The following is a 13,833-nucleotide window of genomic DNA, read 5'->3' as shown; positions in this document are numbered from 1 at the left end:
AAACCCCGTTGGCTGCAAATGCAACCAACGGGGTCCGATGCACCGGAGACCGATGCAAGTGCTTTACTTTCGACGGATAAGCATTTGAATCATAGCGCGGTGGACCCAAAATTGCGACCCGCAATTCGAGTCCACCCGCGCCCCGGTGTTCTTGTCCTTTTTGACCGAGAACATCCATGCTGGATCAACCCGATTCGTTACTGCGTTTGCCCGACGTGCTCAAGCGCGTCCCCGTCAGCCGTGCCACCTGGTGGGCCGGCGTCAAGTCAGGCCGCTTCCCCCAAGCTGTGAAGCTGGGGCCACGCACCACCTGCTGGCGCTCCGCCGACATCGATCGCCTGATCGCCTCTGCGTCCCAGCAGCAGGAGGGCGTATGAAGTCGCCAGCCATGTGCTTCCTTGGAAAGAGCATCGGCCTGTCTCGCTGCGGCAACCGCAAGCCCCAAAGCCTGCTGGCCGCGGCCCAACACAACTTGCGAGAGCTGCCGTCCGGTCCATTGCGGTCGTTCAACCCGGCAACTGAGCCCAATCGCGTCCTGGCAGGCCCCAGCCGGGCGTGCGAGGTGGTTGAGCAAGCCGAGCGCCTCAAGCAAGCCTGCGACAACGCCCAACGCTTCAAGCGGCGCGACCACTGCCAGGCGATCGAGTTCGTGATCAGCGTCCCCTCCTGGAGTGGCATCGACGTCATGGGCTACTTCGAAGCGAGCCTGGCTTGGCTCCGCCAGCGCATGGCCCTGCCCGTGCTCTCCGCCGTCGTTCACCACGATGAGGAGCACCCGCACATGCACATCCTCCTGAGCCCCGCGCGTGACGGCCGCTACATGGGCAGCGCGCCCATCAACAAGGCCAACATGCAGCAGCTCAGGGCCGCGTTCAGCTCAGAAGTGGCGGTGCGCCACGGACTGCGGCATCTGGCCCCGAAGATGGCGCCAGGGGCCAAACGGGCGGCAGCCGACTGGGTGCTGTCGCACCTGCGGAGGCTGGACCTCCCCAGTCGTCACGAGCTCATCTGGCCCTTGATCGACGAACAAGTCCGCAGAGACCCGGTGCCCCTGGTTGAGCTGTTTGAAGGGGGAGTCGCGGAGCGCCTCGCTCACACGAATTCATCCTGTGTAGGGATCGAGGGAGGACAGAGCAATGGAGAGATCAACCTGACAGGGCTGTCCAACGCGCTCGGCAATGCCACGCGAAGCCTGTGCGACTTCGAATGCTTCAACGACGTGGTGCGCGAGAGCAAGGCCATCGTCACCCAAACCGCAAACCGCTTGGAGGCATGAACATGTCGTTCGTTTACATCATCGAGGCCAGCAGTGGGCTGGTGAAGGTCGGCTACAGCACGCAAGACCCGAAGGGGGTGATTGCGGCTCACGCCCAGCTCATTCACGTTGCCGGTGCTCATGTTGTGCGCCAGGTTGTTCGAGCGTGTGGCAATGCCAGCGCTCTCGAGCGCGCCCTCATTGAGCGCCTCTCAAAGCAATCGATAGGGATCACTCGAGAATGGTTCTCGGGCGTCAACGTGGACGACCTTGTCCGCTTCGTTGATGACTGGCTCGACACCCCGTGCGACAAGCCAGTCCGAGAGCGAGAGCCACACGTGCTCGCTGATCACCTGGACTGGATGGAGGACAGCGTGAACAGTGCGCGCTGGCTCGCCCTGTGGCCTGTCGCGAAGTCGATTGCCGATCTGGCCAAGGAGAACTCTGGGCCGTGCGAGATGACGCGCGCAATCGCGGGCGACCTCACGTACGCAGAGCTGGCCATCTGGATGACGCTTCACGACACGCCGCTCGAATCGGCTGAGTTGGCCACCATGGCGCTCGACTGTCCTGGCGAGCTCTACATGCATTGCGAGCGGACGGTGTGGAATGTGGTGGCCAGAGAGCGTGCGCTGGGCAACATCGCCGCCTCAACGAAGTCCATCGGCCGGGAGCCCTGATGAGCTACAGCTACGAGCTTCAGGCGGACTGACCAGCAAGCCAAGGCAACGCCTTGAATGCTGTGTTAAAAACCAGTACCCCTGAAGCTCGCCCCTGCCCAACCCGCCGAAGGCATCTGAATCGGTGCACCCTGCGTTTCACCCGATGCCTCCTACGCTTGCCCCCACAGACCTACAGGGGTTCATCCTCACCCGCCACTGGCGAGATGGTCCCGATGGCACCGAGCTTGAGTTCTGGCTGGCCACCGAGGACGGGCCGAAGAAGGTCGTGCTGACCCAGCAGATCTCGGTGGCCTTCATGCCCGCGCGCCATCTGGCTGCAGCCCGAGCCCCGTTGGCAGCGCTGCAGGGCTTGGAGGTCAAAGAGCTGGGGCTGAAGACGTTTGAGCAGGAACCCATCGTCGGCATCTACGTGCGCAGGTTCCGTGACCTCGGCAAGCTCGCGCGTGCACTCCAACCACTGGGGATTGCGCTCTACGAAGCCGATGTGCGCCCACACGACCGTTACCTGATGGAGCGGTTCATCACGGCGGGCGTGGTGGTCCGAGGAGGCCAGCACCAGGGCAGCACCATCACCGATGGCAGGCTAACGCCCACCCCCAGTTGGCGTCCGATGTTGAAGGTCGTGTCGCTGGACATCGAGACGAGCGCCACAGGTGACCTCTATTCCATCGCGCTGGACAGTGCCGGCGACCGGGTGGTCTTGATGTGGGGAGAGACACCGGTGGACGCAGCCGCTCCGGTGGACTTCAGGCTGCAGTACTGTCCAAGCCACCAGGAGATGATCGAGCAGCTCAATGCATGGTTCGCGCTGCAAAACCCCGACGTCATCATCGGCTGGAACGTCATCCAGTTCGACCTGCGGGTGCTGCAAAAGACCGCCGATGCGGTCGCCGTGCCGCTGTTGCTCGGTCGTGAAGGACGCCCCATCGCGTGGCGCACGCACCCGGGCCGGCAGGGCTACCTGTTTGCGCCCATGCCTGGACGCCTGGTCATTGACGGCATCGAGGCACTGCGGGCAGGCATGTGGAGCTTCCCGTCGTTCAGCCTGGAAGCGGTCTCGCAGGAGCTGCTCGGTGAGGGCAAGGACATCGGCGATGCCTACGACAAGATGGCCGAGATCGAGCGGCGCTACCGGGAAGACAAGCCGGCCCTGGCCCGCTACAACATCCGCGACTGCGCCCTGGTGCTGCGCATCTTCGACAAGCTGGAGTTGCTGCAATTTGTGCTCGAGCGCGCTCAGACGACAGGCTTGCAAGCAGATCGCTTTGGCGGCTCCATTGCCGCCTTCAGCCACCATTACCTGCCGCGCATGCACCGCCTGGGCTATGTGGCACCGAACGTGGGAGACATTGCGGCCAAAGCCTTTCCCGGCGGCTATGTGATGGACTCCACGCCGGGCTTCTACGACTGCGTCGTGGTCCTGGACTACAAGAGCCTGTACCCCTCCATCATCCGCACTTTCCTGGTGGACCCGGTGGGTCTGGCGGAGGGCGCGAATGCAAATGCAAATGCAAATGCGAGTGTGGATGCGCAGACAGGATTGGTGCGGGGCCCCCAGGGTACGCTGTTCTCGCGCGAGAAGCACGGCCTGCCAGGCATCGTGACCACGCTCTCGCTCGCACGCGATGACGCCAAGCGAGCACGCAATCAACCGCTGTCCCAGGCACTGAAGCTGCTCATGAATTCGTTCGCGGGCGTGCTGGGGGCCTCCGAGTGCCGCTTCTTCAACCCCAAGCTGGTGTCTGCTGTGACCTTGCGGGGTCACGAGGTGATGAAGCTGACCCGTGCGTTCGTGGAGCAACGCGGCTACCAGGTCATCTACGGCGACACCGACTCCATCTTCATCTGGCTCAAACGCGCCCACCCCAACGAAGAGGCGCACGCCATTGCAGCGGATCTGGTGCAGCGCATCAACGCGTGGTGGACGCGCAAGCTGCGCGAAGAGGAGCAGCTCGAGAACTTCCTGGAAATTGAGTTCGACACCCACTATGCGAAGTTTTTCATGCCCACCATCCGGGGCTCGGATGTCGGCAGCAAGAAGCGCTATGCGGGGCTCAGTGTCGATGCCAGCGGCAAGGAGGCCATGGTGTACCGCGGGCTGGAGATGGCGCGCAGCGACTGGACACCCTTGGCACGGCAGTTTCAGGAGGGCCTGCTGTTGCGCATCTTCCGCGGTGAGCCTTACCGGGCGTACATCGCCGACTATGTGCAGGCGATGCTGGCCGGCCAGATGGATGCGTTGCTGGTCTACCGCAAACGGCTGCGTCACCGGCTGGACGCCTACCAGGTGAACGTGCCACCCCAGGTTCGGGCAGCGCGCCTGGCTGATGCGCACAACGCGCGGCTGAACCGCCCCCAGCAGTACCAGCGCGGGGGCTGGATCCACTATGTGATGACGGTGAGCGGCCCCGAGCCGCTGGAGGCCCGGCGTGCCCGCATCGATCACAACCACTACCTCATCAAGCAGCTCAAGCCCATCGCCGACGCCATCCTCCAACCCCTTGGGGAGAGCTTTCTGACGCTGATGACGGCACAAGAGGTGCTGTTTTAGCGGTGCCTTGAGTTCAATGGCGCGGGTGCATTGACCGGCGTTGTAGGGCAGTATCCGCTGCCACCCAGTCACCCGATACGCACACAGTACGCACCCCACGCACGGGTGCGTACCACCCCCCTCAAACAGCCACCACCAAGTCCTCGGCCGCGTGCGAGCTCTTCACCGCCCGGCGCCTGCGCTTGAGCGCCTGACCCTCCGGGCCCACCGGCATCAACCAAGCATCCGGGTGATCGATGAAGTGCCTGGCCGTGATCACCAGCTGCACCGGGCCGCTTGATCGCATCACCCACCAGGGCCTGGGATCCACCGGGTAGATCAGCCAGCACACCCGGCCGTAATGCGCGTGGACCTCGGGTGGACCCTCCACCCGCACCAGCCGCCCGATGTTGGCGCTGCAGACCTCTTCATCGTGCACCACGATCGCCAGATCCCCTGGCTTGCATTTGAGCCTCATCACGAGCTCCTCCTCTTTAGCAGCGTTGGGCGTCATGCCCGGGGGCTGCAAGCTGGACCAAATCCCCCCAGTCGTCTCGTCCGAAGACCGGCTGACCAAGCCACAAGGCGCAAAGTGTAGCGGCCCCCATCCTGGAGCCGCATCCGGGAGCCGCCTCGGATTCAGGCCATGTTCAGGCCTTCAAGCCAGGTTACCGCCCCTGAGTCAACGGCTTGGTCAACAGCCCAGCCTCGTGCACGATCCGCTCGTACACCTTGCTCGCCCGGTTGCGTCCCGAGATCAGCATCGTTCCCGCATCGTTGACCTCGAAGTAAAAGCCCTCGACCAGGGCCTCACCCGCTGCGGATGGCTCTGGCGCCTTCCCCCGGGCTGGCACCCGCACCGCCGTGATCTGGTGCGAATCGAGCAAGAAGCGCATCGTCGCCGTGTAGCCCTTGTTCGGGAACTCCACCCGGGAGATGGGCGAGCCCGAGAACTCGCTCGCCATCGCCGTGGCCAACACCCGATCGGCCTGCGCATCGGTGAGCGGATACATCAACGCCGCTCCCGTGCCACCCACCGGTGCCATCGACTGCGTGTGAGAACACCCACCCAGCAAACCCACCGCGATCACCGCAGCCGTGGTCCAGCGCAAGCGGGATGAACGAATGGGACGCAGAGTGCGCGTGCCCCGTACGACGGGAGCGCCCACAGAAAGAGACATCAGCGTCATGGCCGCACCGCAGGCAGCGTCAAGCTCAGCTGATCATTCAGCGCCGTGGCCAGCAGCGTGGGCTTGCCCGCCGACGAGAACGTCACCACCACCCCCGTCAGGCGCTGGCCCGGATACGCACACGGTGCAGCGCCCATCGTCAGGTTCAACGCAAACACATTCTTGCGGGCATCCGGCTTCACCGTCCCCGTGTTGCGGCACCCATTGCTCAACGTCTCGAACGCACCATCGGCGCGCACCGTGATCTGCGTCCCCTGGGCCACCCACGACCCCGTCACATCCGACAGCGACGCTGCCCGGTCGTAATCGAACACCGCCTTGGGCATCGGCGTCAGGGTGTGCGGACCTGTCACCACACCGCCAGCGGTCAGCGTCGCCGAGATCGAGCTGCCCGGCACATAGCTGCCCTGCAGCGAACCCGAGATGAAGAGGGGGGCGCCGTAGTCCACATAACGCACGCTCGACGACAGACGCCCAGACGACGCCTGAGTGGCGCCATGCACCTGAATCGAAGGCTGACCACCGCGCAGCCCCACCAGCCACAGCTTGCCGTCATCCAGCACCACGGCATTGAGCGAACTCCCATCCGTGGCCGTGCCCTGCCAGGCACCGCTCAAGGGACTGGCGGACGCAGAGGGAGTTGGCGCAGGCACCGGCGTGGGTGCGGGAGAAGGTGTTGGAGAAGGCGTGCCGACATCGTCGTCATCGCCACCGCCGCCACAGGCGGTGAGGGCAACGGCCAGGGCCAGGATGGGAAGGGCGGTGTTTCGCATGGGGCTCCTCAGTGAAATATACGAATTAGTGTTTATGTGAATTAGAGCATAAAAGTGATAGTCATTGGGTGTCGCAACGCCCCTTGTCAGCGCAGATTGGCCAATGCATCCGCGTGCAAAGGCAGGCCATGGGGTTGAGTCAGGTCGAGTTCGCAGAACGGTGCGGCTTCTATCAGACCTATCTCAGCCGAGTGGAGCGTGGCCTTGCGAACCCCACCATCAATGCCTTGGAAGTCATTGCCAAGACGCTGAATCTGACGTTCTTTGAGTTGATTGAGCGGGTTGCACAGATGCAGACCGACGAAGGCTGAGGCTTGTGCCCGGACCTGCTGGTAAGTCCGCTCGTCTTGGAACGGCCTGACCTTCGCTCCACGGCTAGAAGCCTCACGCGACAATCTCCCGCATGACCCAAGGCAAGCGCATTTCCACAGACATCGGCGAGGACGCCTTGCAAAGCATCCGTGTCCTGGGCGCGGCAGCCAAGGCAGCACGCCTGGCCGCTGGTGAGGGCCAGGCCGCCGCGGCCGCGCGCCTGGGCGTGCACGTGCAGACCATTGGCCGCATCGAAGCGGGCGAGCCCGGCGTCTCCGTCGGCCACCTGGTCGGCCTGCTGGCGCTCTACGGCGTCGGCGTCCTGCCGCAGCAAGCCAGCTGAGTCATGGTGCAGCCTCCTGACAACCGCGGTGCTGCGGTCCTGCGTCAACTTGCGAACGGTGTGCGCCTGCTGGCTGTCCCGATGCCGCATGTGCAAAGCGTTAGCGTGGGGGTCTTCCTGCGAGTCGGCTCGCGCGACGAGACGCCGGCCACCAACGGCATCAGCCACGTGCTGGAGCACATGGCGTTCAAGGGCACGGCCACGCGCACCGTGCAGGCGATCAACCTGGACGCCGAGCGGCTGGGCGCCGACGTCAACGCCTTCACCGGCAAGGACAGCACGGCCTACTTCATGACCGGCCTGGGCTGGCATGCCGACCAGCTGCTGCGCATGACGGCCGACATCGTGCTCAACAGCACCTTCCCGGAGAGTGAGCTACAGCGCGAACTGGAAGTGATCCGGCAAGAAGCCATCGAGTACGACGAAGACCCGCAGGACAGCGCCGACGACCTGCTGGACCGCGCCATCTGGGGCGATGCCGCCATGGGCATGCCCGTGATCGGCACCCTCGCCAACATCGAGGGCTTCACGCGCAGCGACCTGGTGCGCCATGTGCAGACGCATTACGTGGCGCAGAAGACGGTCGTGGCTGCGGCCGGCAACTTCGACGTCGAGGCCTGGATGGCGCTGGCCGCGGAGCTGTTCGGGGCCATGCCGGCTGCGCCCGATGCAGCGGTGGCCCAGCCCCCGGCGCCCACTGCTTACGTCGGCCAGACCGTCGCACGGCGCTTCACGCAGGTCTCGCAGGTGTTCCTGAACATCGCCTATCCCGTGGCGCCGGCGCAGCCCGATGCGCTGCCCCAGCAGCGCTGGCGCCTGGTGGCGGCGCTGGCCGCCAACCTCTTCGGCAGTGGCATGTCCTCGCCCCTGGTCGACACCATCCGGGAGCAACTCGGCCTGGCCTACACCGCCAATGCCTCGATCGACAAGGGCGACGTCTGGGGCAACTTCGTCGTGCATGCGGTGACCACGCCCGATAAGCTGGATGCGCTGGTCGCGGCCACGGGCGAGCTGCTGCGTGCGCAGGCGGCCGCCATCGACCCCGTGCACCTGGAGCGGGCCAGGAACCAACTGACCGTGTCGCGCGTGCGTGCCGCGGAACGCCCCTACGCCACGATGGAGCAGGCCGTGGAAGAGCTGCTGGCCAGCGACAACGTGCTGCCCATGGCCGATGCGCTGGCCATGATCGAGGACATCAACGCCGACGAAGTGCGCGCCGTCTTCGAACGCATGCTGGCCCATGCGCCCGCGCTGGCGATCACGGGCAAGGGGGCGAGTGCCAAGCGTGCGCGGCAACTGGCGGTGAGCTTGGCGCAAGCCCAAGGAGCCTGAGGTGCAGTAACGGCCCTGTGTGTGGCAGGCTCTGCTGTGGGCTACACCTCTACACCTTCGAATCAGGTCACAGTAGGGCTGAGGATGAATGCTGACCGCAATGTGCCGTTGCGGTTCTTCGAGTTGTCATCGGCAATGTCTGCTGAGCAGCGGCTGCGGTCGTTCGCCGCTCGCATGTCGGATACCAGTTTGGGCCAGCAAGCCGACATTCACCATGAAGTCCTGCTGGGGGAATTCTCTACTTCCGGATGGTTCAGGTTTTCGAGGGGACTTCAACAGCAGGCCTTGCTCCAGCTCGCCCTGAAGGCCCAGAGCAACGGCCGAGCGACCCTGGAGGCGTTGATCAACGCCAAGCAGCCCAAGCAAGTGGCCTTTGTGCGCCAGGCCAACGTGGCGCACACCCAGCAGGTGAACAACGGCGTCGCGTCCTCGCACGTGGGAAATGAGGCCAAGACGCCAAACGAACTGACAGTGGAGCAAGCCCATGGCGGCTAGGCGGTGGAGCGACGAGCAAAGACGGCAGCAGGCGCAGCGCATCCGCGAGACCCAGCCCTGGCGCCAATCCACCGGTCCAAGAAGCGTTGAGGGCAAGCAGCGCTCGGCCTTGAACGCGTTCAAAGGGGGCCTGAGGCCTCGCCTGCGGGCACTCTCGCGGGAGGTCAACCAGGTGCTCAGGGAGCAGCGGGCGCTGCTGCGGCAGCTTTGAGCCGGCGAGGCCTAGACGACGGCTCAAATTTCTGGGGTAGACCACGCGCATCCAATTGTGTGAATCCCGTTCCATCCTGGACGGAGTACACCGGCGCTGGGGCCGAGGGCGGAAGCTGCGCGAGCTCTATCTTTCGCCCAGGGCGAGGTGGCAAGTTTCACCTGATCTGCGCGGGGTCGCCCAGGCCTCAGACCGCGCGCCAGTGCTGACGCCAGAAGGCCTCGCGCACCTCACGGCGCAGCGTCTTGCCGACGGCGCTGCGCGGGATGCTGGGCCAGACCTCCACCGATTTGGGGGCGTAGACACCACCGAGCCTGGCCTTGCACAGCGCGATGACCTCGCCCTCGTCGAGGGTCTGCCCGGGTTTGAGCTCGACCACGGCCTTGACCGCTTCGCCCCAGGTGTCGTCGGGCACGCCGACCACGGCGCATTCCTGCACGGCGTCGAACTCCAGGATCACGCGCTCGACCTGCGCCGGGTAGACGTTGAAGCCGCCGGTCACGATCATGTCCTTCACGCGGTCCACGATGGTGAGGAAGCCGCGCTCGTCCTTGACGCCCACGTCGCCGGTGTGGCGCCAGCCGAAGGCGTCGATGCGGGCCGTCTCGGCCTCGTTCTTGTAGTAGCCCAGCATCAGCGAGCCCCCGCGTACCACGATTTCGCCGCGTTCGCCGGCTGGCAGCAGCCGGCCCTGGTCGTCCATGATTTCGACCCAGACCGTGTCCACGGCCTTGCCGGCGGACCGCAGCGCGACCTCGTCGAAGCGGCCATCGGCGTGGATGTAGTCGGCGGGAACCTTGCGCGTGACTGGCGCCCCGCATTCGGTCTGGCCATAGCCCTCGGCCACGATGGGCCCCAGCATGCGCGTCGCCTGCTTGACCTTGTCGGGGGACACAGGCGCCGCACCCACGCCCAGCTGCCGCAGCGAGGGCAGGGCGCGGGGGGCGCGCTCCAGCTCGGCCAGCAGCAGGTAGAACAGCGTGGGCGGCAGGAAGAAATGGGTCACGCCATGCCGCTCGATGGCGTCGAGGATCGCGGCGGGAGAGGTGTCGTCCAGCACCACCACGGTGTTGCCCGCGCACAGCGTGTGCAGGGCTGCGGTGCCACCGGCGTGGGTCAGCGGGGCCACAGCCAGGTAGGTGTGGTGGGCATCGTGATCGCCGCTGAGCCGGTTGCCGATCAGCATCATTTCGGCGCTGCGGTGGGTGTGGATGGCGGCTTTCGACGGGCCCGTGGTGCCGCCGGTAGGCTGCAGAAAGGCCGGCGCCATCGGGTCTTCCATCTGTGAGAGGTAGGGCCGCTGGTGCGGCGCGCTCCAGGCCGCCAGGCTGGGGCCATGGGCCGATTCGGCGTCGATGCAGATCACGCGGCGCAGGCGGGGCAACGCGGCGCGCATCTCGGCCACCTCGTGCTCGAAACGGCTGTGGAAGAACAGCACCTCGCAGTCCATGAAGGCCAGCACCTCCAGGTTCACGGCCAGCGGGTTGCGCGTGTGCACGGGCAGGCGGACGCGGTCGGCCCGGTTGATGGCCAGCAGCAGCACCGGCACCCGCCAGTGGTTGGGGCAGTAGATGGCCACGTGGGCGCCGGGGCGGATGTCGGCATCGGCATCCATCGCGTTGGCGATGGCGTGCACCTGGGCTTGCACCTCGAGGTGGCTGATGCGCACATCGCCTTCCACCAGGGCGTGTTCGCGCGTGCCGGTGCGCACGGCTTTGTCGAAGTAGTCGGCCAGTCTCATGCGGGGTCTCCTGGGTGTATGGAGCAGGTCAAGCCAAGGCGTGGGCCTGAGCCCGGGCGGCCTGGTATTCGTGGGCCAGCTGCTCGACCAGCTCGGCCACGGGCTGCACGCCGGTTACCCCGGACACGCTGTGGCCGGCGCTCCAGATGTCCACCCAGCGTTTGGGGCCGGTGGCCTCCTGGCCGTGTGCGCTGAACAGCTCGCGGGCCCGTTCGGGTGAGACCTTGCCTTCCAGCCCCCGGGGGTCCAGGCCGGCTGCCACGATGGACGGCCGCAGCATGTTGGCGTCCAGGCCTGTGAAGGCCTGGGTCAGCATCACGTCGTCCAGGCGACTGTCGACCAGCATGGCCTTGTGGGGCTGGCCTGCCATGCTTTCGGGCGTGGCGATGAAGCGGGTGCCCATCATGGCCAGGTCACAACCCAGTGCGCGTGCGGCCCACAGTGCTGCGCCGTCGGACATGCCGCCGGACAGCACGATGGGCCCGTCGAACATGGCGCGTACCGCGCGCACAAAGGCGAAGGGGTTGGCCCAGCCGGTCTGCCCGCCGGCGCCGGCCGTCAGCAGCACCAGGCCGTCGGCACCTACCGCCAGCGCCTTCTCGGCATGGCGAATCGAGGCCACGTCGGCAAATACCTGGCAGCCGATGTCGTGCAGCGGCTGAATCACCGCTTCGGGCGAGCCCACGCTGGCGATCACCATCTCGACGCGGTGGTGCAGCAGCACCGCCAGGTCGTCGGCCAGGGTGGTCTGGCGCCGCATGATGATGTTGGGACAGACGGGCGCCACGGGGCCGGGCACCTCGGCCAGCCGGGCGTGGATGCGTGTGAGCCATGCATCCAGCTCGGCGCTGCCGCGGGCGTTGACGGTGGGGAAGGCGCCGATCACGCCGCTGGCGCACGCGGCGGCTACCAGGTCGGGGCCGGACACGCGCAACATGGGGGCGGCAATCAGCGGCAGGCGCAGGCGTGCGGCCAAGGCGGGAGACAAACTCATGGCGGGTTCCAGGCGATGCAAGGCATCGTGGGGTATGGGCGGATGGTCGATATCTGTACATCGACGATCGATGGATACAGCTTTGTCTTAGAGCTGGCCGTGGCCGAGAAATCACCACAGGCCGGCTGACGTCGAACAGGCGGGCAGTCAGGCCGTGTAGCCGGTCTTGTCGATCAGCGCGGCAAAGCGCTTGCGTTCGGCGTCCAGGTACTGGCGCGTCTGTTCGGGGTCGAGGTCGACCACCTCGGCGCCCGAGCTGTTGGCCGCCATGTAGTCCACGTACTCCTTGGACTTGAGCGCGCGGGAAAACGACTGGTACAGCTGGGCCACCACCTCAGGCGGTGTGCCGGCCTTCACAGCAAAGCCGGTCCAGATGTAGGCGACCAGGCCAGGGTGGCCCAACTCCTGGAAGGTGGGCACGTCGTGGAAGGCCTGGGGCCGGCGCCCGTGGGTCTGCGCCAGGATGTGGGTCTTGCCGGCGCGGAAGAACTCGCGCGCACCGCTGGCATCGCTGAGCATGGCGTCCACGTTGCCGCCCACCACGTCGTTCACGGCCGGGGCCGGATCCTTGTAGGGCGCCAGGTTGAGCTCGATGCCGAGTTCACGCTGGATCATCAGGCCCAGCAGCTTGTAATAGTGGCCGCCATACGTGGCCAGCGAGACTTGGCCGGGCGCCCGTTTGGCGGCAGCCACGAACTCGGCCAGATCCTTGAAGCGGCCGCTTTTGACCACCAGCGAGGTGCCGCCGCGCATGGCGGTGATGACCGGTTGCAGCTGCGCGGCCGGGTTGAAGTTGAGCCGCTTGTTGACCAACGGCACGATCACCATGTTGCTGGGCGAGGTGAACAGCACGCGGCTGCCGTCGCTGCTGCCCGACAGCACATGCTGGGTGGCGATCATGGTGTCGGCGCCAGGCTTGTTCTCGATCACCACCGAGCGCTTCAGCTCGCGGCCGATCACATCGGCCAGCAGGCGCGTGCTGGTGTCGGCGCCGGTGCCGCCGCCAATCGGCATGATGACGTTCAGGGCGCTCGCCTGCGCCTGTGCCGGGGTCAGCCAGCCCGAGGCCAAGCCGCCCAGAGTGCCCAGGGCGGCAGCCCGCAATGCGTCGCGTCGTTGCATAGTGTGTCTCCTGTGGGGTTGGGGCAGGGCGCGCGGTCACTCACCCGACCAGACGGGCTTGCGCTTTTCGGCAAAGGCCTTGAGGCCTTCGACGCGGTCGCGCGACTGCAGGGCTGCGACGGCGACCGGCATCTGCAGGTCCCAGGCGTCCAGCTCAGGCCACTCGAAGGCCTTGCTCATGATCTGCTTGGTCGCGGCCAGGGCCGTGGGGCCATTGGCCAGCATCTCTTGCGCCAGGGTCAGCGCGGCGTCCAGCGCCTGTCCGGGCGCGGTGACGCGGTTCAGGATGCCGTAGGGCTGGAGGAAGTCCACGCCTTGGATCTTCCCGGTCAAGGCCATTTCGAAGGCGATGTTGTAGGGAATCTTCTTGGGCAGGCGGAACAGGCCGCCACCGATGGCGACCAGGTTGTGCTTGACCTCGGGCAGGCCGAACTTCGCATCGGAAGCCGCCACCACCAGGTCGCAGGTCAACGCCAGCTCAAAGCCGCCGCCCACGGCGTAGCCTTCGACCGCGGCGATGGTCGGCTTTTTGAGCGGGTACTTGAAGCAGCCGAAGCCGCCGCGGTGCAGCCGCGTGCGTTTGACGCCGCTGGCGGCTTCCTTCAGGTCGGCACCGGTTGAAAAGTTGCCACCCGCGCCGTGGATCACGGCAACGAAGCAGCGCTTGTCGTCTTCGATGTCGTCGAAGATTTCCTGCAGCGCGACCCCCAGGGCGTTGTTGCAAGCGTTCTTCACCTCGGGGCGGTTGAGCGTGACGATGGCGACGCCATCGCGCTTGTCGAGCAATGCTACGGGTTGGGTGCTCATGGATTATTCTTTATGGAGTATGGGTGAAATGTCGTTTTCAAGAAA

General features: G+C 65.7%; 15 protein-coding genes. 8 read left to right on the top strand and 7 right to left on the bottom strand.

Annotated elements, in window-relative coordinates; genetic code table 11:
* Window positions 1-176 precede the first annotated feature (176 nt).
* The 4 genes from CCO03_RS13535 to CCO03_RS13520 all read left to right on the top strand — a co-directional run bounded on the left by CCO03_RS13535 (window position 177) and on the right by CCO03_RS13520 (window position 4,489).
* On the top strand, window positions 177-377 hold the full coding sequence (locus tag CCO03_RS13535; RefSeq protein ID WP_087281864.1) for a helix-turn-helix transcriptional regulator: 201 nt from the start codon (window positions 177-179) through the stop codon (window positions 375-377).
* Window positions 374-1,276, top strand: coding sequence for a plasmid recombination protein (locus CCO03_RS13530; RefSeq protein ID WP_087281862.1), 903 nt, complete (start codon window positions 374-376; stop codon window positions 1,274-1,276). Before CCO03_RS13535 ends, CCO03_RS13530 begins: the two co-directional genes overlap by 4 nt.
* Before the next feature lie 2 nt (window positions 1,277-1,278).
* A complete protein-coding gene (locus tag CCO03_RS13525; RefSeq protein WP_087281859.1) occupies window positions 1,279-1,935 on the top strand; it encodes a GIY-YIG nuclease family protein in 657 nt (218 codons plus the stop codon).
* Between the two features lie 145 nt (window positions 1,936-2,080).
* Window positions 2,081-4,489 carry a DNA polymerase II gene (locus tag CCO03_RS13520; RefSeq protein ID WP_087281857.1) on the top strand — a complete coding sequence of 803 codons (2,409 nt, stop codon included), beginning with the start codon at window positions 2,081-2,083 and terminating at the stop codon, window positions 4,487-4,489.
* A 121-nt stretch (window positions 4,490-4,610) separates the two neighbouring features.
* On the opposite strand, the gene CCO03_RS13515 is transcribed toward CCO03_RS13520, so the two are convergent.
* The 3 genes from CCO03_RS13515 to CCO03_RS13505 form a co-directional block, all read right to left on the bottom strand.
* Window positions 4,611-4,982, bottom strand: a complete 372-nt coding sequence (locus CCO03_RS13515; RefSeq protein ID WP_157667686.1) for a hypothetical protein — start codon at window positions 4,980-4,982, stop codon at window positions 4,611-4,613.
* A 154-nt stretch (window positions 4,983-5,136) separates the two neighbouring features.
* Window positions 5,137-5,580 (bottom strand): hypothetical protein, encoded by a 444-nt coding sequence (locus CCO03_RS13510; protein ID WP_087281853.1) that lies wholly within the window; start codon window positions 5,578-5,580, stop codon window positions 5,137-5,139.
* 74 nt (window positions 5,581-5,654) lie between these two features.
* The gene (locus tag CCO03_RS13505) at window positions 5,655-6,431 is read right to left on the bottom strand and encodes a hypothetical protein (protein WP_157667684.1); all 777 of its coding nucleotides are present in this window, start codon (window positions 6,429-6,431) and stop codon (window positions 5,655-5,657) included.
* A 128-nt stretch (window positions 6,432-6,559) separates the two neighbouring features.
* On the opposite strand from CCO03_RS13505, the gene CCO03_RS13500 reads away from it, so the two are divergent.
* The 4 genes from CCO03_RS13500 to CCO03_RS19825 all read left to right on the top strand — a co-directional run bounded on the left by CCO03_RS13500 (window position 6,560) and on the right by CCO03_RS19825 (window position 8,913).
* Window positions 6,560-6,742 carry a helix-turn-helix domain-containing protein gene (locus CCO03_RS13500; RefSeq protein WP_087284689.1) on the top strand — a complete coding sequence of 61 codons (183 nt, stop codon included), beginning with the start codon at window positions 6,560-6,562 and terminating at the stop codon, window positions 6,740-6,742.
* A gap of 92 nt (window positions 6,743-6,834) precedes the next feature.
* On the top strand, window positions 6,835-7,086 hold the full coding sequence (locus CCO03_RS13495) for a helix-turn-helix domain-containing protein (RefSeq protein ID WP_087281849.1): 252 nt from the start codon (window positions 6,835-6,837) through the stop codon (window positions 7,084-7,086).
* A gap of 3 nt (window positions 7,087-7,089) precedes the next feature.
* Window positions 7,090-8,418 (top strand): M16 family metallopeptidase, encoded by a 1,329-nt coding sequence (locus CCO03_RS13490; protein WP_087281847.1) that lies wholly within the window; start codon window positions 7,090-7,092, stop codon window positions 8,416-8,418.
* A gap of 84 nt (window positions 8,419-8,502) precedes the next feature.
* A complete protein-coding gene (locus tag CCO03_RS19825; protein WP_157667683.1) occupies window positions 8,503-8,913 on the top strand; it encodes a hypothetical protein in 411 nt (136 codons plus the stop codon).
* A 398-nt stretch (window positions 8,914-9,311) separates the two neighbouring features.
* On the opposite strand, the gene CCO03_RS13475 is transcribed toward CCO03_RS19825, so the two are convergent.
* The 4 genes from CCO03_RS13475 to CCO03_RS13460 all read right to left on the bottom strand — a co-directional run bounded on the left by CCO03_RS13475 (window position 9,312) and on the right by CCO03_RS13460 (window position 13,788).
* A complete protein-coding gene (locus CCO03_RS13475) occupies window positions 9,312-10,865 on the bottom strand; it encodes a class I adenylate-forming enzyme family protein (RefSeq protein ID WP_087281841.1) in 1,554 nt (517 codons plus the stop codon).
* 28 nt (window positions 10,866-10,893) lie between these two features.
* On the bottom strand, window positions 10,894-11,859 hold the full coding sequence (locus tag CCO03_RS13470; RefSeq protein ID WP_087281839.1) for an NAD(P)H-dependent flavin oxidoreductase: 966 nt from the start codon (window positions 11,857-11,859) through the stop codon (window positions 10,894-10,896).
* Window positions 11,860-12,006: 147 nt separating this feature from the next.
* Complete coding sequence (locus tag CCO03_RS13465) at window positions 12,007-12,981, bottom strand: Bug family tripartite tricarboxylate transporter substrate binding protein (protein ID WP_087281837.1); 975 nt, start codon at window positions 12,979-12,981, stop codon at window positions 12,007-12,009.
* 36 nt (window positions 12,982-13,017) lie between these two features.
* Window positions 13,018-13,788, bottom strand: a complete 771-nt coding sequence (locus CCO03_RS13460) for a crotonase/enoyl-CoA hydratase family protein (protein WP_087281835.1) — start codon at window positions 13,786-13,788, stop codon at window positions 13,018-13,020.
* Between the last annotated feature and the right edge of the window lie 45 nt (window positions 13,789-13,833).

This window comes from Comamonas serinivorans, from assembly GCF_002158865.1.
Lineage (GTDB): Bacteria > Pseudomonadota > Gammaproteobacteria > Burkholderiales > Burkholderiaceae_C > Comamonas_E > Comamonas_E serinivorans.
The sequence above is the reverse complement of the archived record's forward strand: the minus strand, read 5'-3'. Positions and strand labels throughout refer to the sequence as shown.

What these genes read in the sequence shown, in the direction of transcription:
- CCO03_RS13535 (WP_087281864.1), top strand. Translation starts at nt 177, where the DNA reads ATGCTGGATCAACCCGATTCGTTACTGCGTTTGCCCGACGTGCTCAAG.
- CCO03_RS13530 (WP_087281862.1), top strand. Translation starts at nt 374, where the DNA reads ATGAAGTCGCCAGCCATGTGCTTCCTTGGAAAGAGCATCGGCCTGTCT.
- CCO03_RS13525 (WP_087281859.1), top strand. Translation starts at nt 1,279, where the DNA reads ATGTCGTTCGTTTACATCATCGAGGCCAGCAGTGGGCTGGTGAAGGTC.
- CCO03_RS13520 (WP_087281857.1), top strand. Translation starts at nt 2,081, where the DNA reads ATGCCTCCTACGCTTGCCCCCACAGACCTACAGGGGTTCATCCTCACC.
- CCO03_RS13515 (WP_157667686.1), bottom strand. Translation starts at nt 4,982, where the DNA reads ATGACGCCCAACGCTGCTAAAGAGGAGGAGCTCGTGATGAGGCTCAAA.
- CCO03_RS13505 (WP_157667684.1), bottom strand. Translation starts at nt 6,431, where the DNA reads ATGCGAAACACCGCCCTTCCCATCCTGGCCCTGGCCGTTGCCCTCACC.
- CCO03_RS13500 (WP_087284689.1), top strand. Translation starts at nt 6,560, where the DNA reads ATGGGGTTGAGTCAGGTCGAGTTCGCAGAACGGTGCGGCTTCTATCAG.
- CCO03_RS13495 (WP_087281849.1), top strand. Translation starts at nt 6,835, where the DNA reads ATGACCCAAGGCAAGCGCATTTCCACAGACATCGGCGAGGACGCCTTG.
- CCO03_RS13490 (WP_087281847.1), top strand. Translation starts at nt 7,090, where the DNA reads ATGGTGCAGCCTCCTGACAACCGCGGTGCTGCGGTCCTGCGTCAACTT.
- CCO03_RS19825 (WP_157667683.1), top strand. Translation starts at nt 8,503, where the DNA reads ATGAATGCTGACCGCAATGTGCCGTTGCGGTTCTTCGAGTTGTCATCG.
- CCO03_RS13475 (WP_087281841.1), bottom strand. Translation starts at nt 10,865, where the DNA reads ATGAGACTGGCCGACTACTTCGACAAAGCCGTGCGCACCGGCACGCGC.
- CCO03_RS13470 (WP_087281839.1), bottom strand. Translation starts at nt 11,859, where the DNA reads ATGAGTTTGTCTCCCGCCTTGGCCGCACGCCTGCGCCTGCCGCTGATT.
- CCO03_RS13465 (WP_087281837.1), bottom strand. Translation starts at nt 12,981, where the DNA reads ATGCAACGACGCGACGCATTGCGGGCTGCCGCCCTGGGCACTCTGGGC.
- CCO03_RS13460 (WP_087281835.1), bottom strand. Translation starts at nt 13,788, where the DNA reads ATGAGCACCCAACCCGTAGCATTGCTCGACAAGCGCGATGGCGTCGCC.